The 20,705-nt window shown below is 72.5% G+C and carries 25 protein-coding genes and 1 pseudogene; 16 read left to right on the top strand and 10 right to left on the bottom strand.

Annotated features, from left to right (window positions below; all coding sequences use genetic code 11):
* From ACWIF2_RS34795 to ACWIF2_RS34770, 6 genes and pseudogenes are all read left to right on the top strand, one after another.
* Positions 1-222, top strand: a pseudogene (locus ACWIF2_RS34795) (DNA primase); the annotation flags it as partial.
* Entirely contained in the window at positions 219-1,334 is a 1,116-nt protein-coding gene (locus ACWIF2_RS34790; protein ID WP_454364882.1) for an SRPBCC family protein, read from the top strand. The pseudogene ACWIF2_RS34795 and the gene ACWIF2_RS34790, both read left to right, overlap by 4 nt.
* The gene (locus ACWIF2_RS34785) at positions 1,331-1,672 is read left to right on the top strand and encodes a gas vesicle protein (RefSeq protein WP_215117553.1); all 342 of its coding nucleotides are present in this window, start codon (positions 1,331-1,333) and stop codon (positions 1,670-1,672) included. Before ACWIF2_RS34790 ends, ACWIF2_RS34785 begins: the two co-directional genes overlap by 4 nt.
* Complete coding sequence (locus ACWIF2_RS34780) at positions 1,669-2,424, top strand: GvpL/GvpF family gas vesicle protein (protein ID WP_454364879.1); 756 nt, start codon at positions 1,669-1,671, stop codon at positions 2,422-2,424. The genes ACWIF2_RS34785 and ACWIF2_RS34780 overlap by 4 nt, the downstream gene beginning before the upstream one ends.
* A gap of 16 nt (positions 2,425-2,440) precedes the next feature.
* Positions 2,441-2,629 carry a gas vesicle protein gene (locus tag ACWIF2_RS34775; RefSeq protein WP_184588487.1) on the top strand — a complete coding sequence of 63 codons (189 nt, stop codon included), beginning with the start codon at positions 2,441-2,443 and terminating at the stop codon, positions 2,627-2,629.
* Positions 2,629-2,958, top strand: a complete 330-nt coding sequence (locus tag ACWIF2_RS34770; protein WP_454364877.1) for a gas vesicle protein K — start codon at positions 2,629-2,631, stop codon at positions 2,956-2,958. The genes ACWIF2_RS34775 and ACWIF2_RS34770 overlap by 1 nt, the downstream gene beginning before the upstream one ends.
* 27 nt (positions 2,959-2,985) lie before the next feature.
* On the opposite strand, the gene ACWIF2_RS34765 is transcribed toward ACWIF2_RS34770, so the two are convergent.
* The 3 genes from ACWIF2_RS34765 to ACWIF2_RS34755 all read right to left on the bottom strand — a co-directional run bounded on the left by ACWIF2_RS34765 (position 2,986) and on the right by ACWIF2_RS34755 (position 5,622).
* Complete coding sequence (locus ACWIF2_RS34765) at positions 2,986-3,156, bottom strand: hydrophobic protein (RefSeq protein ID WP_382486744.1); 171 nt, start codon at positions 3,154-3,156, stop codon at positions 2,986-2,988.
* Between the two features lie 41 nt (positions 3,157-3,197).
* The gene (locus ACWIF2_RS34760) at positions 3,198-4,019 is read right to left on the bottom strand and encodes a class I SAM-dependent methyltransferase (RefSeq protein WP_454364875.1); all 822 of its coding nucleotides are present in this window, start codon (positions 4,017-4,019) and stop codon (positions 3,198-3,200) included.
* Between the two features lie 106 nt (positions 4,020-4,125).
* Complete coding sequence (locus ACWIF2_RS34755; protein ID WP_454364873.1) at positions 4,126-5,622, bottom strand: phosphatase PAP2 family protein; 1,497 nt, start codon at positions 5,620-5,622, stop codon at positions 4,126-4,128.
* Between the two features lie 113 nt (positions 5,623-5,735).
* Between ACWIF2_RS34755 and ACWIF2_RS34750 the strand changes: the two genes are divergently transcribed.
* Entirely contained in the window at positions 5,736-7,355 is a 1,620-nt protein-coding gene (locus ACWIF2_RS34750; protein ID WP_454364871.1) for an ABC-F family ATP-binding cassette domain-containing protein, read from the top strand.
* Positions 7,356-7,446: 91 nt separating this feature from the next.
* Here the strand turns inward: ACWIF2_RS34750 and ACWIF2_RS34745 are convergent, their stop codons facing one another.
* Entirely contained in the window at positions 7,447-8,547 is a 1,101-nt protein-coding gene (locus tag ACWIF2_RS34745; RefSeq protein WP_454364869.1) for a baeRF2 domain-containing protein, read from the bottom strand.
* Positions 8,548-8,640: 93 nt separating this feature from the next.
* Between ACWIF2_RS34745 and ACWIF2_RS34740 the strand changes: the two genes are divergently transcribed.
* Positions 8,641-8,898 carry a DUF6158 family protein gene (locus ACWIF2_RS34740; RefSeq protein ID WP_382486735.1) on the top strand — a complete coding sequence of 86 codons (258 nt, stop codon included), beginning with the start codon at positions 8,641-8,643 and terminating at the stop codon, positions 8,896-8,898.
* Between the two features lie 35 nt (positions 8,899-8,933).
* On the opposite strand, the gene ACWIF2_RS34735 is transcribed toward ACWIF2_RS34740, so the two are convergent.
* The 4 genes from ACWIF2_RS34735 to ACWIF2_RS34720 all read right to left on the bottom strand — a co-directional run bounded on the left by ACWIF2_RS34735 (position 8,934) and on the right by ACWIF2_RS34720 (position 11,028).
* Positions 8,934-9,476, bottom strand: coding sequence for a type 1 glutamine amidotransferase domain-containing protein (locus ACWIF2_RS34735; RefSeq protein ID WP_454364867.1), 543 nt, complete (start codon positions 9,474-9,476; stop codon positions 8,934-8,936).
* 5 nt (positions 9,477-9,481) lie between these two features.
* Positions 9,482-10,114 (bottom strand): diguanylate cyclase, encoded by a 633-nt coding sequence (locus tag ACWIF2_RS34730; protein WP_454364866.1) that lies wholly within the window; start codon positions 10,112-10,114, stop codon positions 9,482-9,484.
* The gene (locus tag ACWIF2_RS34725) at positions 10,111-10,542 is read right to left on the bottom strand and encodes a CBS domain-containing protein (RefSeq protein WP_454364865.1); all 432 of its coding nucleotides are present in this window, start codon (positions 10,540-10,542) and stop codon (positions 10,111-10,113) included. Before ACWIF2_RS34725 ends, ACWIF2_RS34730 begins: the two co-directional genes overlap by 4 nt.
* Positions 10,543-10,626: 84 nt before the next feature.
* Positions 10,627-11,028, bottom strand: a complete 402-nt coding sequence (locus ACWIF2_RS34720; protein WP_382486728.1) for a DUF2795 domain-containing protein — start codon at positions 11,026-11,028, stop codon at positions 10,627-10,629.
* Between the two features lie 159 nt (positions 11,029-11,187).
* On the opposite strand from ACWIF2_RS34720, the gene ACWIF2_RS34715 reads away from it, so the two are divergent.
* The 5 genes from ACWIF2_RS34715 to ACWIF2_RS34695 all read left to right on the top strand — a co-directional run bounded on the left by ACWIF2_RS34715 (position 11,188) and on the right by ACWIF2_RS34695 (position 15,722).
* Complete coding sequence (locus tag ACWIF2_RS34715) at positions 11,188-11,379, top strand: hypothetical protein (RefSeq protein WP_454364864.1); 192 nt, start codon at positions 11,188-11,190, stop codon at positions 11,377-11,379.
* Between the two features lie 234 nt (positions 11,380-11,613).
* On the top strand, positions 11,614-12,408 hold the full coding sequence (locus tag ACWIF2_RS34710; RefSeq protein ID WP_454364863.1) for an RNA polymerase sigma factor SigF: 795 nt from the start codon (positions 11,614-11,616) through the stop codon (positions 12,406-12,408).
* Between the two features lie 138 nt (positions 12,409-12,546).
* Positions 12,547-13,230: a hypothetical protein gene (locus ACWIF2_RS34705; protein ID WP_454364862.1), complete on the top strand. Its 684-nt coding sequence runs from the start codon at positions 12,547-12,549 to the stop codon at positions 13,228-13,230.
* Positions 13,231-13,422: 192 nt separating this feature from the next.
* Positions 13,423-14,670: an aminotransferase class I/II-fold pyridoxal phosphate-dependent enzyme gene (locus ACWIF2_RS34700; RefSeq protein WP_454364861.1), complete on the top strand. Its 1,248-nt coding sequence runs from the start codon at positions 13,423-13,425 to the stop codon at positions 14,668-14,670.
* Positions 14,667-15,722, top strand: coding sequence for an MBL fold metallo-hydrolase (locus ACWIF2_RS34695; RefSeq protein WP_454364860.1), 1,056 nt, complete (start codon positions 14,667-14,669; stop codon positions 15,720-15,722). Before ACWIF2_RS34700 ends, ACWIF2_RS34695 begins: the two co-directional genes overlap by 4 nt.
* A 100-nt stretch (positions 15,723-15,822) precedes the next feature.
* Here ACWIF2_RS34695 and ACWIF2_RS34690 read toward each other — a convergent pair whose 3' ends face one another.
* Both ACWIF2_RS34690 and ACWIF2_RS34685 read right to left on the bottom strand, forming a co-directional pair.
* Positions 15,823-16,458, bottom strand: coding sequence for a DedA family protein (locus tag ACWIF2_RS34690; RefSeq protein WP_454364859.1), 636 nt, complete (start codon positions 16,456-16,458; stop codon positions 15,823-15,825).
* A 14-nt stretch (positions 16,459-16,472) separates the two neighbouring features.
* Entirely contained in the window at positions 16,473-17,246 is a 774-nt protein-coding gene (locus tag ACWIF2_RS34685; protein ID WP_454364858.1) for an MBL fold metallo-hydrolase, read from the bottom strand.
* 83 nt (positions 17,247-17,329) lie between these two features.
* On the opposite strand from ACWIF2_RS34685, the gene ACWIF2_RS34680 reads away from it, so the two are divergent.
* The 3 genes from ACWIF2_RS34680 (at position 17,330) to ACWIF2_RS34670 (ending at position 20,661) form a co-directional block, all read left to right on the top strand.
* Positions 17,330-17,731, top strand: coding sequence for a hypothetical protein (locus ACWIF2_RS34680; RefSeq protein WP_454364857.1), 402 nt, complete (start codon positions 17,330-17,332; stop codon positions 17,729-17,731).
* Positions 17,732-18,057: 326 nt separating this feature from the next.
* Positions 18,058-20,130, top strand: a complete 2,073-nt coding sequence (locus tag ACWIF2_RS34675) for a phage holin family protein (protein ID WP_454364856.1) — start codon at positions 18,058-18,060, stop codon at positions 20,128-20,130.
* Positions 20,131-20,232: 102 nt separating this feature from the next.
* Positions 20,233-20,661, top strand: a complete 429-nt coding sequence (locus tag ACWIF2_RS34670) for an OsmC family peroxiredoxin (protein WP_454364855.1) — start codon at positions 20,233-20,235, stop codon at positions 20,659-20,661.
* The last annotated feature ends 44 nt before the right edge of the window (positions 20,662-20,705 follow it).

Here is a 20,705-nt window from a genome sequence, read left to right as displayed (position 1 = left end):
GCCCGGCCGCTCGCAGCTCCCGGGCGACCACGCCGGCGGTACGACGCTGCCAAGACCACGGCGGCGGCGAAGAAGACCACGGCCAAGAAGGCCCCCGCGAAGAAGACGGCGGGCCGGAAGCCGGCGGCGAAGAAGACCACGGCCGCCAAGAAGGCGACCTCTGCCGGGAACAGGGGCGGCAGCGCCCGGTCCCGGCTGCCGAAGGGAGGCGGTGAGGGATGACCGACACTCTCGGATCGGCGAAGTCCGCCGCAAACGGAGCGACGAAGAACCCGCTCAGCGACGTGGCCCACAGCGAGGCCGCCGACCGGCTGAAGGCCGAGCTGCAGGAGTACCTCGCGGCCCAGGCCACGCGCATGCTCACCGGCGTGGGCCGCAAGCTCGGCGAGACCACCGGCAAACTGAACGACATCGCCGAGGGCAACAGCCCCGGCTTCGCGAAGCTCGCCCTCGACGGCGGCCGCAAGCTCGCCGAGGGCAAGGGCCCGCTGCGCGTCGCCATGGAGACCGGCGGCTCACGCATCAAGGACAAGGTCACTGGCGCCCTGAAGAACCTGGGCGGCGGCAAAGGGAAGGGCAAGGGCAAGAGCGGCAACAAGCCCACCGTCATCATCGAGCACATCGATGTCGGCGTACCCCTGCGCACCGCGTACGACCAGTGGACGCAGTACCAGGACTTCTCCACCTTCGCGAAGGGCGTCAAGAGCGCGAGCCGCGACGACGACACCCACTCCGACTGGCAGGCGAAGATCTGGTGGTCCAACCGCAGCTGGAAGGCGAAGACGACCGAGCAGGTGGCGGACGACCGCATCGCCTGGACCTCGGAGGGCGCCAAGGGCACGACGAAGGGCGTCGTCTCCTTCCACCGGCTCACCGACAGCCTCACGCGTGTCCTGCTGGTCATCGAGTACTACCCCTCCGGTTTCTTCGAGAAGACCGGCAACATCTGGCGCGCCCAGGGCCGCCGCGCCCGGCTCGACCTCAAGAACTTCGTCCGCTTCATCACGATCAAGGGTGAGGCGGAGGACGGCTGGCGCGGCGAGATCCGCGACGGCGAGGTCGTCCGCAGCCACGAGGACGCGCTGGCCGAGGAGGAGTCCGAGGAGGAGGCCGAGGAGGGCACCGAGGACGAGGAGCCCGAGGGCGAGTACGAGGAAGAGGGAGAGGAAGAGGGAGAAGAGGAGCCCGAAGGCGAGTACGAGGAAGAGGACGAAGCCGAGGGTGAGTACGAAGACGAGGACGAGCCCGAGGAGGAGGCGGAGGACGAGCCTGAGGCCGAGTACGAGGACGAGGAGTACGACGAAGAGGAAGCCGAGGCAGGGAGCCGGCGATGACGACGCCCAGCAGGATGCCCGAGCCCTACGGCGGCCAGGGGAGCAGTGCCAACCTGGCCGACATCCTGGAACGGGTGCTGGACAAGGGCATAGTCATCGCGGGCGACATCCGCATCAACCTGCTCGACATCGAACTCCTCACGATCAAGCTCCGGCTCATCGTCGCCTCCGTCGACAAGGCCAAGGAGATGGGCATCGACTGGTGGGAGAGCGACCCGAACCTGAGCTCCCGGGCCCGCCGTGATGAACTGACCCGTGAAAACGCCGAGTTGCGCGAGAGGCTGGCCCGGCTGGAGGAGCTGGAGCCGGGCCGCGCGGAGAAGAAGGAGGCCCCGTGACCGGACTGCGGTACGTCTACGCCGTCTGCCGCCCCTTCGGTACGCCGCTCCAGTCCCAGTTGTCCGGGGTGGCGGGCGATCCGCCCCGGGCGCTGACCCATCACGGTCTCGTCGCCGTGGTCAGTCATGTGCCGGAGCGGGACTTCGCCGAAGAACCGCTCCACCGCCATCTGGAGGACCTGGACTGGCTCACCGAGACCGCCCGCGCCCACCAGGGCGTGATCGACGCGCTCACCACCGTCACGACCCCGCTGCCGCTGCGGCTCGGCACCGTCTTCCGGGACGACAGCGGCGTACGGATGATGATGGAGGCCCGCGAAGAGGACTTCCAGCGCACCCTCGACCGGCTGGAGGGCCGGGTCGAATGGGGCGTGAAGGTGTACGCCGAGTCCGAACAGCAGGAAAGCCCCCGGCCCGCGCAGAAAGCCGCGTCGGGCCGGGACTATCTGCGGCAGCGGCGCATGCAGACCAGGTCGCACGAGGAGATGTGGCAGAAGGCCGAGCATTTCTCGACCCGACTGCACGAAAACCTTTCCGCATTCGCGGAGGATTCCCGGCTGCACCCTCCGCAGAATCCCGCGCTTTCCAAGGCGACCGGGCGGAACGTATTGAATGCCGCATATCTGGTGCCGCGCGCCAATTCCGAGGAATTCGTGGAGCTGGTGGACCGCACGAAGGGCGAGGCGCCCGGAATGCGCATCGAACTCACCGGCCCCTGGGCGGCCTATTCGTTCGCCGGGGAGGCCACATGACCGACGGAGAGAAGCCTTGACCGTAGTGGAACGCCGTGAGGTCGCCCTCGTGGACCTGCTCGACCGGCTGCTCGCCGGCGGCGTCGTGATCACGGGGGACATCACGCTGCGCATCGCCGACGTCGACCTGGTCCGGATCGATCTCAACGCGCTCATCAGCTCGGTGAACGCCCAGGTGTCCTCACCGTTCGAGGAGTTGCTGTGATGTCGGCCGACAGCCCCGGCCCCACCCCCCGGCCCAACCCTCGTCCGCAGCGCAACCGGATGGACCTGGAGCCCGACACCGTCGAGCGCGACCTGGTCAAACTCGTGCTGACGGTGGTGGAACTGCTGCGTCAGCTCATGGAGCGGCAGGCGCTGCGCAGGTTCGACGTGGGGGATCTGAGCGAGGAGCAGGAGGAGCGGGTCGGGCTCACGCTCATGCTGCTCGAGGAGCGGATGGCGGAACTGCGCGATCGCTACGGACTACGGCCCGAGGACCTCAATCTGGACCTCGGGCCGCTCGGACCGCTGCTTCCCCGCGACGGGGGCTGAATCAGCCTGCTGAATCAGCGGGCTGATTCACCACCTGTACCACCGGCCTCGGCTCCCGGCTGCCGACGTGCCCCGCACGAAGAATCCCAGCAGCCACAGGACGAGAACCGCCAACGCGATCCACCAGAGTACCTTTACTGCAAATCCGGCACCGAACAGAACCAAAGCCAGAAGCAGCACCAGCAGAATGGGAACCATGATATGACCTCCTGCATTCAGGGTGTCCCCGAAATTCTGTTTCAGGCTTCCTTTCTGCAGAGAATTTCTCCGTGCAGGACACTGAACCAGCCGTCCTCCTGCTCGCCCCATTCGCGCCACGCCCGTGCCGCGGCCCGCAGCTCCTCCTCACCGGCGTGCCCGCCCAGCCGGGCCCGGTCCGCATACGTGGAGGCAAGGGTGCGATCGGCCCACAGTCCGCTCCACCAGGCCCGCTCCTGAGGCGTGGCGAAGGTCCATGTCCCGGAGGTCGCCGTGACGTCCGTGAGCCCGGCGCGCAGCGCCCAGGCCTTCAGCCGGCGCCCGGCGTCCGGCTCACCGCCGTTGGCCCGGGCGACCCGGCGGTAGAGGTCCAGCCAGGCGTCGAGCCCCGCGGACGCCGGATACCAGGTCATCGCCGCGTAGTCCGCGTCCCGCGCGGCGACGATGCCACCGGGTCTGACGACCCGCTTCATCTCCCGCAGGGCCCGCACCGGATCCCCCACGTGCTGGAGCACCTGGTGGGCGTGGACCACGCAGAAGGTGTCGTCCGGGTAGTCCAGGGCGTGCACGTCCGCGACGGCGAAGTCGGTGTTGGCCAGTCCCCGCCCGGCCGCGGTGGCACGGGCCTGCTCCAGGATCTCCGGGGCCCGGTCGACACCGGTGACGTGCCCGCCGGGCACGAGCTCCGCCAGGTCGGCGGTGATGGTGCCCGGGCCGCAGCCGATGTCCAGGATCGTCATGCGGGGTTCGATCGAGGGCAGCAGATACGCCGCCGAGTTGGCGGCGGTACGCCAGGTGTGCGAACGGAGCACCGACTCATGGTGCCCGTGCGTGTAGACGGCCGTCTCCCGTGGTTCCGGCATGGCGGATCCCACCCCTTCCGTTCCTCCGGTCGGCATGGGATCACCGTACGCATCGGGGCCGCATGATGAGACCCGTATCCTGCTATATGGACTGACGGAGTGTCAGTCAGTAGCCGGTGACGGGCCGGTACACGGTCAGCGCCTCGGGCAGCTTCTCCAGGGTCACGCGGCCCTCGACGTCAATGACCTCGCCGTCGTAGGCGAGCAGCGTGCCCGGCGCCACGTGGTCCAGGCGCAGCCGCCCCACCTGGACGGCCGCATGGGCGGGCGAACGGGTCAGCGGTCCCGCGAGCGCGGCGGCCAGCAGCCGCGCGGCGGGCCGGCGCCCGCCGTGCACGACCCGCACGTCGAGCTGCCCGTCCGCGAGGTCCAGCCGGCGTCCGGGCGCGAGCCCCACGCGGTGATAGGTGCCGTTCCCGGCGAACAGCAGCCACAGCGGACGCGTACGGCCCTGGAACTCGGCTTCCAGCGGATGCCGGTCCGCGCGCAGCACGCGCCGGGCCGCGAGCACACCGGCCGGCCAGCCGCCGATCCGGTGCGACCAGCGCTCCCGCTCCCGCACGAGCTCCGGATAGACGCCGACACTGCAGGTGTTGAGGAAGACGCCGTGTTCCTCGCCGCAGGAGAACCGGCCGACGTCCACGCGTACCGCATCGCCCTGGCGCAGCGCGCGGGCCAGGTCGCGGGCGTCCTCCACGCCCAGGTCGTAGGCGAAGTGGTTGAGGGTGCCGCCGGGCAGCACGGCGAGGGGCAGCCGGTGGCTCAGCGCGATGCGGGCGGCGGTGTTCACGGTGCCGTCGCCGCCGCACACGCCGAGGACCCGGGCGCGGCCGGCCGCCTTCTCCAACTCGGCGGCCACGTCCTGCGGTTCGCACTCGACGACCTCGGCCCGCGGGAGCTCGTCGCGCAGGGCGCGGGCACGCTCGGCGGTTCCCGCGGCGGTGTTCGCCACGAGCACGAGCCCCTCGCCCTCCAGCAACGCCGGGACCTCGGCACGGGGCCGGGCCGGCGGGAGGGCCTGCGACCGCGTCGGCACCAGGCCCCGTACGGCGAACGCGGCGCCCGCGCCCAGGGCCGCGCCGGCCAGGACGTCGCTCGGGAAGTGGACGCCGGTGTACACGCGGGAGAGTGCGACCGAGGCGGCCACCGGGGCGACGACCGCGCCCCAGGCCGGGGACTCCAGGGCGACACCGGTCGCGAAGGCGGCGGCCGACGCGGCGTGCCCGGAGGGGAACGACGTGGTGATCGGCTGCCGCTTCAGCTGCCTGATCAGCGGGACCGGGTCCAGGGCGGGGCGGGGCCGGCGCACCGAGCGCTTGCCGAGGGTGTTGATGGCGAGGGAGGCGAGGCCCAGCGAGGCCAGCCCGCGGGTCGCCGCCCGGCGGGCGCGGGGTGTACGGCTCGCCGCGAGGGCGGCCGCGGTCGCGAACCACAGGACGCCGTGGTTCGCGCCGCGGGAGAGACGGGGCAGGACGTGGTCCGCCCCGGGCCAGTGCCGGCCGGCCGCGGACTCGAAGAGACGGCGGTCCAGGGCGAGGACGCGGTCGCGCAGGGGGTGGTGCCCGGGCTTCGGTGTGGTGAGGTCCAGGTCGGGGGATGTCATGGGGCTGCGGGTACCCGGAGGGGGGTGGGCGCACCGTCGCTTTCACCGTGCTCGGCGTCGCCCGCGCCAAATGCGTTTGCCCCGCACGTCCCGGCGCCGCAGAATTCCTGCCCATGGGTCACCTCGAAGCCGCGCACCTGGAGTACTACCTGCCCGACGGAAGGGCGCTGCTCGGCGATGTGTCGTTCCGGGTGGGGGAGGGCGCCGTCGTGGCCCTCGTGGGGCCCAACGGTGCCGGGAAGACCACCCTGCTGCGCATGCTCGCCGGTGAACTGAAGCCGCACGGCGGTTCCGTCACCGTGGGCGGCGGCCTCGGTGTGATGCGGCAGTTCGTCGGGTCCGTACGCGACGAGACGACCGTACGCGACCTGCTCGTGTCCGTCGCGACGCCCCGCATCCGCGAGGCGGCCCGTGCCGTCGACGCCGCGGAGCACGCCATCATGACCGTCGACGACGAGGCCGCCCAGCTCGCCTACGCCCAGGCCCTCGCCGACTGGGCCGAGGCACGCGGCTACGAGGCCGAGACGCTGTGGGACATGTGCACCACGGCGGCCCTGGGCATCCCGTACGACAGGGCCCAGTGGCGACTCGTCCGCACGCTCTCCGGCGGAGAGCAGAAACGGCTCGTGCTGGAGGCGCTGCTGCGCGGCACCGACGAGGTGCTGCTGCTCGACGAGCCGGACAACTACCTCGACGTGCCCGGCAAGCGCTGGCTGGAGGAGCGGCTCGCCGAGACCCGCAAGACCGTGCTGCTGGTCTCCCACGACCGCGAACTCCTCGCCCGCTCGGCGCAGCGCATCATCTCCCTGGAACCCGGCCCCGCCGGCGCCGACGCCTGGATGCACGGCGGCGGCTTCGCGACGTACCACGAGGCCCGCCGGGAACGCTTCTCCCGTTTCGAGGAGCTGCGCAGGCGCTGGGACGAGAAGCACGCCCAGCTGAAGAAGCTGGTGCTGACCCTCCGTCAGGCCGCCACCAACAGCGACGGGATGGCGTCCCGCTACCAGGCAGCCCAGACCCGTCTGCGCAAGTTCGAGGAGGCCGGCCCGCCCCCGGAGCCGCCGCGCGAGCAGGACATCAGGATGCGCCTCAAGGGCGGCCGCACCGGCGTCCGCTCGCTCACCTGCGAGCACCTGGAACTCACCAACCTGATGAAGCCCTTCGACCTGGAGGTCTTCTACGGCGAACGGGTCGCCGTCCTCGGCTCCAACGGCTCGGGCAAGTCCCACTTCCTGCGGCTGCTCGCCGGCGGCGACGTGGCGCACACGGGGCACTGGAAGCTGGGCGCCCGGGTCGTGCCCGGCCACTTCGCGCAGACCCACGCCCACCCGGAGCTGGAGGGCCGCACGCTCCTGGACATCCTGTGGAAGGAGCACGCGCAGGACCGGGGCGCCGCGATGTCCCGGCTGCGCCGCTACGAGCTGACCAACCAGGCGGAGCAGACGTTCGACCGGCTGTCCGGCGGCCAGCAGGCCCGGTTCCAGATCCTCCTGCTGGAGCTCCAGGGCGTCACCGCGCTGCTGCTCGACGAGCCGACCGACAACCTCGACCTGGAGTCCGCCGAGGCGCTCCAGGAGGGCCTGGAGGCCTTCGAGGGCACGGTCCTCGCGGTCACACACGACCGCTGGTTCGCCCGCTCCTTCGACCGCTACCTGGTCTTCGGCAGCGACGGCCGGGTCCGGGAAACCCCGGACCCGGTCTGGGACGAACGCAGAGTGGAACGCGCCCGTTAGGGGCGCGGGGAACTGCGCGACCAGCCACGACGCACCCGCACACGCGCGGCGGCAAGCACCCCTATGGCGGCTGGGCGCACAACAGCTCCGCTTACTTCCAGCGGAGCAACGCCCCGAGTCCCCCCACCGGCACCTCTTCCTCCGCCACCGCCAGCGCGTGCGCATCCGTGGCCACCGCCGACCGGATCAGCGCGTCATCCGCCCGGGCCGGCCACGAGTGCTGCTCACCGAGGATCTTCAGATCGGTGCGCCGTACAGCCACCTGGTCAGGGTCCTCGCCGATCCACACCTCGCGGTGCGCGTCCGGCCCGTTCGGCCTGATCAGCAGCTCGTCGATCCGGTGCTCACGTGCCGCCTCGATCAGCGCGGGCACGCCCTCCACGGCCCGGGCCCGGCCCTCGTCGTCCGGGCTCCGGCCGGCCCGGAACCGCTCCAGCTCCGCCTCGGCCTGCCGCGCCACATGCTCGGCGCGGGCCCGCTCCACGTCCTCGTCGAGGAGCCGGCTGCCGCTGCCGTGCGGCGCCTCGGCCACCAGGCCGTGCAGCCGCTTGGGCAGCCGGTCGTGCACCGACCGCCGCTCACGGTCGTCGCCGACGAGAATCAGCAGGTCGGCCTGTGTCTCCTCCTGGCACACGGCGAGCGCGTCGGCGATCTCCGCGGCGTTGTGCTCCCAGGTGTTCTCCACTCGCAACTGGAAATGCCGCTCGGACCAGTCCGCGGAGCTCGTCCGGTGCACCGGCCACTGCCGCCCGGTGACGCTCCCGGAGTCCTCCCGGCCCAGCGCGCTGCGCAGCTCGAAGTCCGCGCCCTTGCGGTCGACGTAGGCCACCACGCAGACCGGGTCCTCGCCGGCCAGCTCCAGCAGGGGCGTGACGCGCGGCAGCGGGGCCCACTCGGCCCAGTCGCCGGCCTGCGGAGGGCGGGCCAGCGGCGGGTCGAGGACCACTTGGCCGTCGCGCGCGAACAAGGCCCGGCCGTGCGGTTCGGAGGAGTGCCGCAGATCCTCGATCGCGTTCTGCACGGCCTCGCAGGTCGCCTCGTCCGCGCCCTGCGCGGCAAGCTGCCTGGCCATGGCCTGGGCCGTCAGCTGCCGCTCGTGAGGCGTGTCCTCCGTGTGCCGGGAGGTGTCGACGTACACAGAGGCCCAGGGGCCCGAGTGTTCGTAGAGTGGGTGCAGAAAGGCGAGATCCATGGCTCCCTCCCGGGTGCCGATCGGGTGTAGTGCTCAGTTGCACCGGGCGGGTACCCGTACCGCGGACACGAACACGACGAGCGGGGCGACACCATGACCGGAGTGGACCCTGACCGGCTGGACGACCAGCAGCTCATGAAGGAGCTGGAGACCATCCACCGCACGCGCCACGACACGCTGCTGTACGGGTCGAACGACGCGCTGCGGGCCCACAACGAGCGCATGGCGCAGCTCGAGGGCGAGTACCTGCGCCGCAACCCGCGGCGCCCGGTGGCCGCGGGCCGCACCCGTGAAGGGGCCCGGGAGCGGGGGAGCGGGGAGTCGGCGACTCCCACGACCCCCGGCACCTGAGCCCCTCGAAGGACACGCGCCCGGTGACAGGGCGTTCAGCCGGCCTCTTCGGCGAACACCTCGAGGAAGGTCTCGCAGAACGCCTTGAGGTCGTCCGGCTTGCGGCTGGTGACGAGCTTGCCCGCGCCGTGGTCGCAGACCTTGACCTGCTTGTCCACCCAGGTGCCGCCCGCGTTGCGGATGTCCGTCCGCAGGCTCGGCCAGGAGGTCAGCTCCCGGCCGCGTACGACGTCCGCCTCGACCAGCGTCCAGGGCGCGTGGCAGATCGCCGCCACGGGCCGGCCGTGCTCGAAGAAGTCCCGGACGAAAGCGACGGCCCTGTCGTCCATCCGCAGAAAGTCCGGGTTGGCCACGCCGCCGGGCAGCACAAGACCGCCGAACGAGTCGGGCGCGGTCTCGCCCACCACCTCGTCCACGGGAAAGGTGTCCGCCTTGTCGAGGTGGTCGAACGCCTGGATCTTCCCCTGCTTCGTCGACACCAGCACGGGCTCGTGGCCGGCGTCCTTCACCGCCTGCCACGGATCGGTCAGCTCGATCTGTTCGACGCCCTCGGGCGCGACCAGAAACGCGATACGCATGATGCTCAACGTCCTTTCCCGGAACGGTTCTTCTTGTTCTTGCGGCCCGTGCGGACGCACCGCAGCAGCTCCTCGCCGTACGGCAGCAGCACGCACGTGCCGATCGCGGCGGCGATACCCGCCAGATAGCCACGCGACAGCGGGCGCCGGCGCGGCACGAGACGCCACGCGTCCGGATCGCCCTCGCCGCCGCGCAGCAGCGACTTGACCTGGTCGGCGTGCAGGCACATCAGCGCGGCCAGGGCCCCGAACGGCAGCGACTCCAGAAAGCTGTGGATGTGCTGCTCGACCGGCTTGACCTCCCGCTCGCTCCCGACGGCCGTGCGGACGTCCCACAGCGCCGTCGCCTCGTGCACCGCGGCCCCGCCCAGCTGCACGCTCAGCAGCAGCGGGTTGACCTCGTAGCGCAGCGTCAGCGCGATCGGGATGCCGACCTCGGCCATCATGAGGGAGTGGATCAGTGATTCCTTGGTGCCGGCGGTCTCCTCGATGCGGGTCCGCCGGTGCATCACCCAGTCGGCCACTCCCGGCACGAACCAGCTGGGCAGCAGCCCGTACAGCAGATAGCGGGTCGTGGCGTCACCGACGTCGACGGTGACGCCGGAGGCGCTGATCTCCTTCGCCTGGTCCGTGCTCATGCACCGCCCCGGGCGTCCGGCTCGGCGCGGCTGATGTCGGCGAGCGCCGACGCGGGGTCCTCGGCCTCGGCCAGGTCGCCGAGGCTCACCATGCCGACCGGCAGCCCGTTCTCCACCACCGGCAGCCGGCGCACCGCGTGCTCGCGCATCAGCGTGGCCGCGGTCGCCACCCGGTCGTCCGGCGACACCGTCACCGGATCCGGGGTGCACACGGTCTGCGCGCTCACCGTCATCGGATCGGCGCCGTCGGCGACGGCCCGCACCGCGATGTCACGGTCGGTGAGTACTCCGACCACGTCCTGTCCGTCGGCGACCACCACGTCGCCGATGTTCTGCGTGCGCATCAACTGTGCCGCCTCGACGAGCGAGGCGTCCGGGCGCACGGCCACCACACCCGGAGTCATCACGTCCTTCACCAACTCGGCCATCACTGGGGCCCTCTCTCCGTTCCCAGGTCGGCAGGGGTACCGCGGCGCACCGGCCGGCACGCCGCGGTGCCCCTGGCGCGGTCACTACGCGTATTCCTCCGGCCCGGTCTCGCGGGCCCGGATCAGGGCCTGGGCCAGTTCCTGGACATTGCCGTAGCGCTCCTGCCGCGGCAGCCGCTCCAGTGCCTCGACGAGGGTGTCGGGCGCCTGGTGGCCGCGCAGCTCGCGGGCCAGCTCGCGCGAACTCGCCGGGAACGCCTTGCGGCCCAGGATCCGGGCCAGATCCAGCCGTACCGACTCCAGAGACGTCGGCGCACGGCTCGGTGTCACCGGCCCGTGCGCGACCTCGGGGTCGTCCTCGGCGGCCGGCTCCGGGTCGTGCCACTCCTCACTGCGGGTGGGGTGCCCGGACCTGAGCAGACCCTGCAGTTCGTGCTTCATCTCGTCGTCCCGGTGGACGCTCAGCCGGTCGCTGCCTCGCTGCATGTTTCCCTCCAGACCTTCGGGGGTCCGCACCGCGTACCCGAACACCGGAAGCCGACACGGGTTGGGCACACCGGATCCCCACAACCCGCCCTGGTTTGCGCCACGGCCTGGGGGAGACCCGGATCACACCCCCCACACCTCCCTGGGGAAGGACCCGTCATGGCGATGCTCGCTGTGCTCATCCCGGTGCTCATGCTCGGAGCAGTGCTCGTTCTGGGCCGGTACGAGGAGCTGCTGCTGCCCGAGGAGAACGCCGGCCGGCATGAACCGGCCGGTGTGCCCGTACCCCCCGCTTCCGCGGCCGCCGCCGCTTCTCCCACCCCGGCGGGAACTCCCGCCCCTTCGCCCTGAAGCCCTGCTCGGCCGCCGCTCGCCGGTCCGCGTCAGGTCACCCTGCGCGACCGTGGAAAACCTCTCCGGGTTTGCGTGTGAGGGCCCGGGGCAGGCGCACCTCAGTGCTTCGGACAGGAGGCACGTCCGTGGGAGCGGCGTGAAGCGTCGCCACCGGCGCCCCTGTCCCGCAGCGGATGCGCTCCCACGGTGACGGTCCAACCCAGAGCACCTGCAAGGGAATTGCGACGCATCATGCCGACTCACACGAGCACGAAGCAGCACCCCCACGACGACGCCCCCGACACCGCCGAGGCCTTCCGCAGGCTCGCCGGCCTCCCCGCCGGCCCGGAACGCGACGCGCTCCGCGACGAGATCGTCGAGGCCTGGCTGCCCATGGCGGACCGCATCGCGGGGCGCTTCCGCAGCCGAGGCGAGAACCTGGACGATCTGCGCCAGGTCGCGGCCCTCGGCCTGGTCAAGGCCGTGGACCGGTACGACCCGGAACTCGGCAACGCCTTCGAGAGCTATGCCGTGCCCACCGTCACCGGCGAGATCAAGCGGCACTTCCGTGACCACATGTGGACCCTGCACGTACCCCGCCGGGTCCAGGACCTGCGCAACCGTGTCCGGTTCGCCTCACAGGACCTGTCCCAGACCATCTCCGGCCGCCGGCCCACCGTGGCCGAGATCGCCGAGCACGCGAAGATGAGCGAGGAGGACGTCAAGACCGGTCTGGAGGCGCTGGAGAGCTTCACCGCCCTGTCCCTGGACGCGGAGCTGCCCGGCAGCGAGGACGGGTACTCCCTGAGCGACGCGCTCGGGTCGCCCGATCCCGCGCTGGACACGGTCGTGGACCGTGAGGCGGTGAAGGACCGGCTGGCCGCGCTGCCGGAGCGGGAGCGGGCGATCCTGTACATGCGGTTCTTCTCCGACATGACGCAGAGCCGGATCGCCGAGGAGCTGGGGATCTCGCAGATGCATGTGTCCCGGCTGATCAGCCGGTGCTGCGGGCGGGTGCGGGAGCAGGTGATGCGGGATGCCGGGTAGCGCCGGCCCGCGCCCCTAGGGGGTTGCAGTTCACTCTGTTGGAGGGCGCTGTCCCGCTAATGGGGTCCGGTTTCGCGCGGCCCTGTCGCGGCCGGGCTGTGATGGCAGAGGGGTATGACTACCGAAGGAGTCCCCTCGATGCGCCGCAGCCTTCACGCCCTGTCCGTCGCCGTTCTCGCCGGGTCCGCCCTGGCGGGCTTCGCGCCCGCCGCCTTCGCCGAACCCGCCGCCGAGGTCAGTCCCGCCACCGTCGAGCCCGGGGGCACGCTCACCATCTCGGTGAGCTGTGATCCGACCGGTGGGCCCCCGCCCGACACGATCGACGCCACGTCGCAGGCCTTCGACGACGGCACCGTCCAGCTGCGCAGGGTGACCGGCAACGACGACAAGGTGTCCGGGCCCGCCTACCGGGGCACGGCCCGCATCGCGTCCGCCGAGAACTTCGAGGGCGATCCGGACGCCCTCGGGGAGGACTCGGCGTGGACCGTGGACGGCACCTGCCCGGCCGCTCCCGGCGGCCAGGGCAAGGAGTGGAGCGCGACGTTCACGGTGGCCCACGGCGGCGGTGGCCATCACAAGCCGACCCACGAGCCCACGCACCGGCCCACGCACAAGCCGTGCCCCGAACCGGATCACCCCTCGCACCACCCCCACGACAGCGAGTGCGGCGGAGCGGTGATCCAGCGCGGGGTACGGGCCGGTGACGGCGGTGCCTTCACCGACTCCGTGCCGGCCCTGGTCGCGGGCGGGTTGCTGATCGCCGGCGCGTTCGGCGCCGCCGCGCACCGGCTGCGCAACCGGGAGAGCGATCCCTACCGCTGACCTGCCCGGACCGTTCCGCGGCGCCCCCGGAAACGGCCCGCTTCCCCGGCCCGGCCCGCTCATGCTGTGACCGTCACAACCCGGCGGGGCGCCCATGGGGCGGCGGCACCCTGGGTACTCACTGGCCGAGGGCACGAGCCGCACCGTACGGATCACCAGAACACGGCGGCACCAGGCACTGCGGAGGTACGGATGCGGCGGACGGACCCGCAAGGCCACGGCCCCGTCCGGTTCGGGCCGCCGCTCCCCGAGGACGGGCTCCCGGTCCTGCCGGAGCTGTCGGCGGTGCTCGCCGCGGCGGCGTCCCGCGGTGACCATGAGCCGGTCGGCGGCGGCCCCGCGCTGCGGGAGGCCGCCTGCGGCTACTGGGACCGGCGCGGACTGCACTGCGCCCCCGACCGCGCGGCCGCCGGCCCCGGTGCGCCCTCCCTGCTGCTCGCCCTGACCGCCGCGCTCGGCGGTGACGTCCTGGTGCCGAGGCCCTGCGCGGCCTGGTGGGCGCCGTACGCCCGCCTGCTGGGGCGGCCGGCCTTCCATGTGCCGACCCCGCCGGAGAGCGGCGGCGTCCCCGATCCGTACGCCCTGCTGGAGACCGTGCGCCGGGTCCGCGCCGAGGGCGGCGACCCGCGCCTGCTGGTGCTGTCCGTCGCCGACGACCCCACCGCGACCGTCGCCCCTCCCGAGCTGCTGCACGAGACCGTCGAGGCCGCCCAGGGGGAGGGCCTGCACCTGGTCAGCGACGAGACCTGGCGCGACACCCTGCACGACCCGCACGACACCGTGCTGCTCAGTCCCGCCGAGATGCTGCCCGACCGGGTCACCGTCGTCACCGACCTTGCCGGTTCCCTGCTCCCGCCCGGCTGGCCCGCCGCCGTGGCCCGCTTCCCGGCCGGGGAGGACGGCGACGGCCTCCACGCGCGCGTGCTCGACGTCCTCACCGCGCTCGACGCCCGTGTCGCCGCCCCGGTCGCCGCGGCAGCCGGGTACGTCCTGGCCGAACCGGACCCGGTCAAGGAGCGCGTGGCCGCCACCGTGCGCCTGCACGCGCGCGTGGCCGCCGCGGCGCACTCCGCCGTCGTCGCCGCCGGGGCCCTCTCCCGGCCTCCGCAGGCCGGCCGGCACCTTTACGTGGACCTCGCCCCGCTGCGCCCCGCGCTGACCGCGCACGGCGTGGGCGACGCACAGGAACTGGAGGACTTCCTCTCCGCCCGCCTCGGCATGCCCGCGCCGGGCGGCCACCGCTTCGGCGACGACCTCGAAGCCCCGCGCGTGCGGCTGTCCACCGGCGCACTGCTGCCCGCCTCCGACCGGGAACGCGCGGAATGCCTCACCTCACCCGCACCGTTGGAACTGACGCATGTGCGACGGGCGTTGCACCGGCTGAAGTCGGTCTTCGACGACCTCCGTGACGAAGCTCAGCGATGGGAGCCTCCTCGATGACGCAGCAGTCCGAGTCGACCACCGGTACGAACACCCAAGAAGCCGGCGACCCGGCACTGCCGTCCCCGCTCGCGCCCCCGTACCCGCCCTTGGCCGAACCCCGGCCGCTGGCCGAGCGGAGAGTGTGGCCGCGTACCTTCCACGACCGGCTTACCGCCCCGCTCCCCGGTCTGAAGGCCATCGCCCGCTTCGCCCGCGAAGGCTCCGTGAGACCGGGCCCCCAAGGCCTCGCCGACATCCCCCGGCTTCCCTACGCCCCCGGCCCGCTGCCCCGCGTCGACGCCCGCACGATCGCCGTCACCTGGGCGGGGCACGCCAGTTGGGTACTGCGCGTCGGCGGCCTCACGATCCTCACCGACCCGGTCTGGTCCCGCCGGATCCTCGGCACCCCCGCCCGCATCACCCCCGTGGGCGTCCCCTGGGACGAGCTGCCGCGCGTCGACGCCGTCGTCATCAGCCACAACCACTACGACCACCTGGACGCCCCCACCCTGCGCAGACTCCCGCGCGACACTCCCGTGTTCGCCCCGGCCGGGCTCGCCCGCTGGTTCCACCGCCGCCGCTTCACCCGCGTCACGGAACTCGACTGGTGGGAGGCGGCCGAACTGGACGGCGTCCGCTTCGACTTCGTCCCGTCCCACCACTGGTCCAAGCGCACCCTCACCGACACCTGCCACAGCCTGTGGGGCGGCTGGGTGCTCACCGACCGGGACGGACAGCGCGTCTACTTCGCCGGCGACACCGGCTACGGCCACTGGTTCTCCCGCATCGGCCGCCGCTACCCCGGCATCGACCTCGCCCTCCTCCCCATCGGCGCCTACGACCCGCGCTGGTGGCTCCGAGACGTCCACTGCGACCCGGAGGAGGCGGTCCGGGCCACCCAGGACCTGGGCGCCCGCCGCATGGCCCCCATGCACTGGGCGACCTTCGTCCTGTCGGCGGAGCCGGTCCTGGAGCCCCTCCAGCGCGTACGAGCGGCCTGGGAAAAGGCAGGCCTGGCACGCGACAACCTCTGGGACATGCCGGTGGGCGCTTCAAGGGTGCTGCAGTAGACCAAGGGGCGCGGGGCTGTGTGAATTTGCGGCTCCGCCGCGTGGGCGCGATCAACCACACACCACCCGCACTCCGAAAACAACCACAACCCCTACGGCGCTACCGAACCCGCCGCACAACAGCCGGCACCGCGCTGATCACCAAGGTCAGCACGATCGCCGCCACCACACCCTCCCACGGCTCGTCGAACAGCGACCCCCCGAGAATCCCGATCAACTGATACGTCAGCGTCCACGCCAGACACGCCGGCAGATTCCCCCGCGAGAACCGCCGCAACGGCCACTCCGCCAGCAGACAGGCGAGCATCACCGGGATACGCCCCGCCGGCACCAGCCGGGACAGCACCAGCACCGCGACACCGTGCGCGGCGAGTTTCTCCTGCGCCTGGGCCAGCCGGTCCTCCGGCGCCCGCGCCCGGATCGCCTCCAGCCAGCGCGAGCCGTTCTTCGACCTCAGCCCGCGCCGCCCCAGCCAGTACAGCGTCGCGTCCCCGAGAAACGCCGCCAGCGACGCCGTCAGGAACACCATCGCCAGCGAGAGGGGCGACGTCTGGTGAAAGGCGACCACGGCCGCCGAACTCACCAGCGCCCCCGTCGGAATCACCGGCACCAGCGCCCCGGCCAGCACCAGCAGGAAGAGCGTCGGATAGCCGACCGCCTGCTGCGTGGACGTCGGCACGATGGCCGCCGGGGTGACGGCCGACGCCGCCAGCAGGGGCAGACCGGCCTGCGCCACGGGCGCGCTCCAGCTCACCGCGTGCCCTTCAGGCGCACGCTCTCCCCGTGCCCGAGCCGGTGCACCGCCACATCGGGTGCCCGGCCGGCCGCCAGCCGTACGAATTCGTCCCCCGGCGCATGGAATTCATGGGGGCGCACGGCGTCCATCCCGATCGGCCAGTACGTGCCGTAGTGCACCGGCACCGCACTGCACGGCGCCAGTCGTGCCAACGCCTCCGCCGCCCGTCCCGCGTCCAGATGCCCCTCGCCCAGGTACGGTCCCCAGCCGCCGACCGGCAGCAGCGCCACCTCCACCGGCCCGACCTCCTCGGCCATCGTGTCGAACAGCCCGGTGTCCCCGGCGAAGTACGTCCGGGCCTCGCCGGCGATGACATAGCCGAGCGCGGGGGCGCGGTGCGGTCCGAGCGGCAGCCGCCGCCCGTCGTGCCGCGCGGGCACGGCCCGTACGACGACATCGCCGACCGGGGTCTCGTCCCCGGGCGCCACCTCGCTCACCCGCAGGTGCGCGAGCCGGCGCAGTCCGGGCACCGCTCGGCGCGCGCCCCGGGGCACGAGCAGGCGCGTGCCCGGAGCGAGCCGCATCAGCGACGGCACATGAAGATGGTCGGCGTGCAGATGAGAGACCAGTGCCACGTCCGCGTCCAGGGCGCCGGGCGGCGGCAGGGCTCCGCGCCGGCGCCGCAGGTGTGCGAGCCGGCGTGCGAACAGGGGATCGGTGAGCACGCGTACGTTCGAGTCCTCGACCGTGCAAGTGGCGTGACCCCACCAGGTGATCTCCACCGGCACTTCTTTGCCTCCTTCGCGCGACTCCCCGAAGCCTACGGGCAGGAGTAGGGTCGGCGGCCAAACCGGAGGTGAGGGGGGACGCCATGGTGCCGGTCCGGGTCACGGCGATCGCGAGTCTGACGCCGCTGGAGGAGCTGGACGACGATCCGTTCCTGGTCGACTCCCGCAGCCAGCACGCGATGTGCTCCCGCTGGGCCGCCGAGCGGGGCTATGTGGTCAGCCGGGAGTTACTGGTCCGTGGGCTGCGGCCCGACCACGGTGCCCTGTGGGACGGCGTACGGCCCGGCATCGACCTGTTCGTGGCGCCCAGCCGACGGGTGCTCGAGAGCGCGCTCGCGTCCGTCGAGGAGTTCACCGCGGAGTGCGCGAAGCGCGGGGTGCGCGTCGAGACGGTCGGGCACGCGGAGCCGGCCTACGACGCGGCGATGAAGGCGTGCGTGCACCGCCGGCTGTCGATGCCGACGGCCGGCTACGACGGACGCTGACCCGGGCGCGGCGGGAGGCGTGACCTAGGGCCTGTCGTTTGGATCAGGCCGCAGGAAAGAGACGGTGTTGTTCGGCGCCGGTGAGCGGGGCTTGGCGCGTGCAGCTGCAAGGCGGAGGAGGGAGTCGACGCGGAGCGTCGGCGAGTGACGACAACGCGGCAGATGTGCGTGCCAAGCCCCGCGTCTGCGGCGTGATCCAAACGACAGGCCCTAGGTCCGCCGGGGGTTTCACGGGGGCGTTTCGAGGGACACAAGGCGTTCCCCTGGCGTTGTGACAGGGTGGGGAAGAGCCCGCGGGGGCGGGCCGGGACGTGAGGTGGCTGGGCGTGCGGGGCGTGCGGTGGCGGCGGGTCGCCAGTCAGGTCGGACGGAGCGTCGCCGTGTGGGCGGTCTCCACCGTCACCCTGCTGCTGCTCGCGGGGATTCTGCCGGACTTCCGGCTCCGGTCGGCGGACGGCGACAGCGCCACCGACATCGCCGTCACGGCGGCCTTCGGCGCCGGCGCCTTCGGTCTGCTGTCGGCCGTGGTCTGGCCGCTGCTCGTCCGGCTCCTGCTCCTCGTACCGGCGCTCGTGCTCGGGCTGCTGGTGTTCTTCCTGAACGGCGCGCTGCTGCTGCTCGCCCTGAGACTCAACCCCGCCGAGCGCGGCGCCGCCGCCCCGGAGACCGCCGTCGTGGTCGCCGCCGTGATGTCCGCCGTGGCGTCCGCCACCGGCGCCGCCCTGGCCGTGCGCGACGACGACGCCTACCGCCGCCGGCTGTACCGCCTCTCCGACCGCCGCCGCCGGTCAGGGCCGCCCAGCCCGTCCAGCCCCGGCACGGTGTTCGTGCAGCTCGACGGCGTCGGCCACGACGTCCTGCTGGACGCGGTCGGCAAAGGCCTGATGCCCACCGTCGCCCGCTGGCTCGACGTCGGCGACGGCGGCCGCTCCACCCACCGCCTCACCCCCTGGCGCACCGACTGGTCCAGCCAGACCGGCGCCAGCCAGCTAGGCATCCTGCACGGCAGCAACCACGACGTCCCCGCGTTCCGCTGGTACGAGAAGGACACCCGCGAGGTGGTCGTCTGCAACCGCCCGACCAGCGCCGCCGAACTCCAGCGCCGCGCCGTCGGATACGCCGGACACGGCGGTCTGCTCGCCGTCGACGGCGCCAGCCGCGGCAACCTGTTCAGCGGCGGCGCCGAACAGCAGGCCCTCGTGCTGTCCATCGCCACTCGCCGCCGCAGCCGCGAGAACCGCTCCCGGGCGGGCTACTTCGCCTATTTCTCGGATCCGGCCAACGCCGTACGCACCGCCCTGTCCTTCGTCGCCGACGTCGGCCGGGAGATCGGCCAGTCCACCCGGGCCCGCCTCCGCAAGCAGCGCCCGAGGGTCTCCCGCGCGGGCCTCTACCCGTTCGTCCGGGCCTTCGCGACGGTCGTCGAGCGGGACGTCGTCGTCGCCTCGGTCACTGGCGACATGCTCGTGGGCCGCACCGCCGTCTACGCCGACCTGGTGGCCTACGACGAGGTCGCCCACCATTCCGGCCCGGCGAGCCGCGACGCGCAGAAGGTCCTCGAGAGCCTCGACCGGTCGCTCGCCCTGATCGAGAACGTCGCCGAGCACGCCCCGCGCCCGTACCGGATCGTCGTGCTGTCCGACCACGGCCAGAGCCCCGGCGAGACCTTCCGCTCCCGCTACGGCCTCACCCTCGGCGACCTGGTGCGGGCCGGCTGCGGACTGCCCGTGCCGCGCAGGGCGGAGCGCACCCGCAGCGGGACGGAGGCCCGGGCCGCCGTCCGTGCCGCCCTGCGCATCCCGGTCGAGGAGGGCGGCGAGCGGCACCGCCCGGCGCGCCGCCCGGAGCCGATCGTGCTGGCCTCCGGCAACCTCGGCCTGGTCTCCTTCCCGGACGTCACGCACCGAATGAGCAAGGAGGAGATCGACGCCCGCCACCCCGCGCTGCTGCCGACCCTCGCCAACCACCCCGGCGTCGGCTTCCTGCTGGTCCGCAGCGACGAGCACGGCGGGCTCGTCCTCGGCGCGAACGGCGCCGAGATCCCGCTGGCCGCCCTCGACGACGACCCGGGCCCGCTCGCCGCGTTCGGGCCGGGCGCGGCCGACGCGGTGCGCCGTACGCACTCCTTCCCGCATACCGCCGACATCATGGTCAACTCCTTCCACGACCCGGCCGACGGCGAAGTCCTCGCCTTCGAGGAGCAGATCGGCTCCCACGGCGGCCTCGGCGGCGCCCAGGGCAGGCCCTTCCTGCTGTCCCCGCTCGTCCTGTCCGCACCGGTGGCGGACGGGGCGGAACTCGTCGGCGCCGAGCACGTCCACCGCGTCCTGCGCCGCTGGCTGCGCGAGTCGAACGGCCCTCAGGTGCCGCTGGAGAGCAGCGAGGAACGCGCGGCCTGAAATTCGGCGCGTGCGCGGACGCGGCGCCACGGGTGTGATCGGATGGGGGCACGGGACCCGGGAACGGGCCCCACCGCGAGTCCGCACGCGAAAGGAAGAACCGTGGCTACCACGCGCTCCGCACACACCGTCTGGGAAGGCAGCCTGCTCGAGGGCAACGGCGTCGTCACCTTCGACACCTCCGGTGCGATCGGCGAGCAGCCGGTCACGTGGGCGTCGCGCGCCCAGGAGGCGAACGGGAAGACCAGCCCCGAGGAGCTGATCGCCGCCGCCCACTCCAGCTGCTACTCCATGGCCTTCTCCAACATCCTGAACAAGGCCGGGACGCCGCCCACCAAGCTCATCACCTCCGCCGACGTCTCCTTCCAGCCCGGCGAGGGCATCACCGGCATCCACCTCACCGTCGAGGGCACCGTCCCCGGCATCGACGAGGCGGCCTTCCTCGCCGCCGCCGAGGAGGCCAAGGTGGGCTGCCCGGTCAGCCAGGCGCTGAAGGCCACGCCCATCACGCTGACCGCCAAGCTCGCCTGACCAGGCACACCCCCGTCGCGCGGGCCCGCCCACCAGGGGCGGCC

It is taken from the genome of Streptomyces sp. NPDC055506 (genome assembly GCF_053643595.1).
This window is presented reverse-complemented; position numbering and strand designations above follow the sequence as displayed.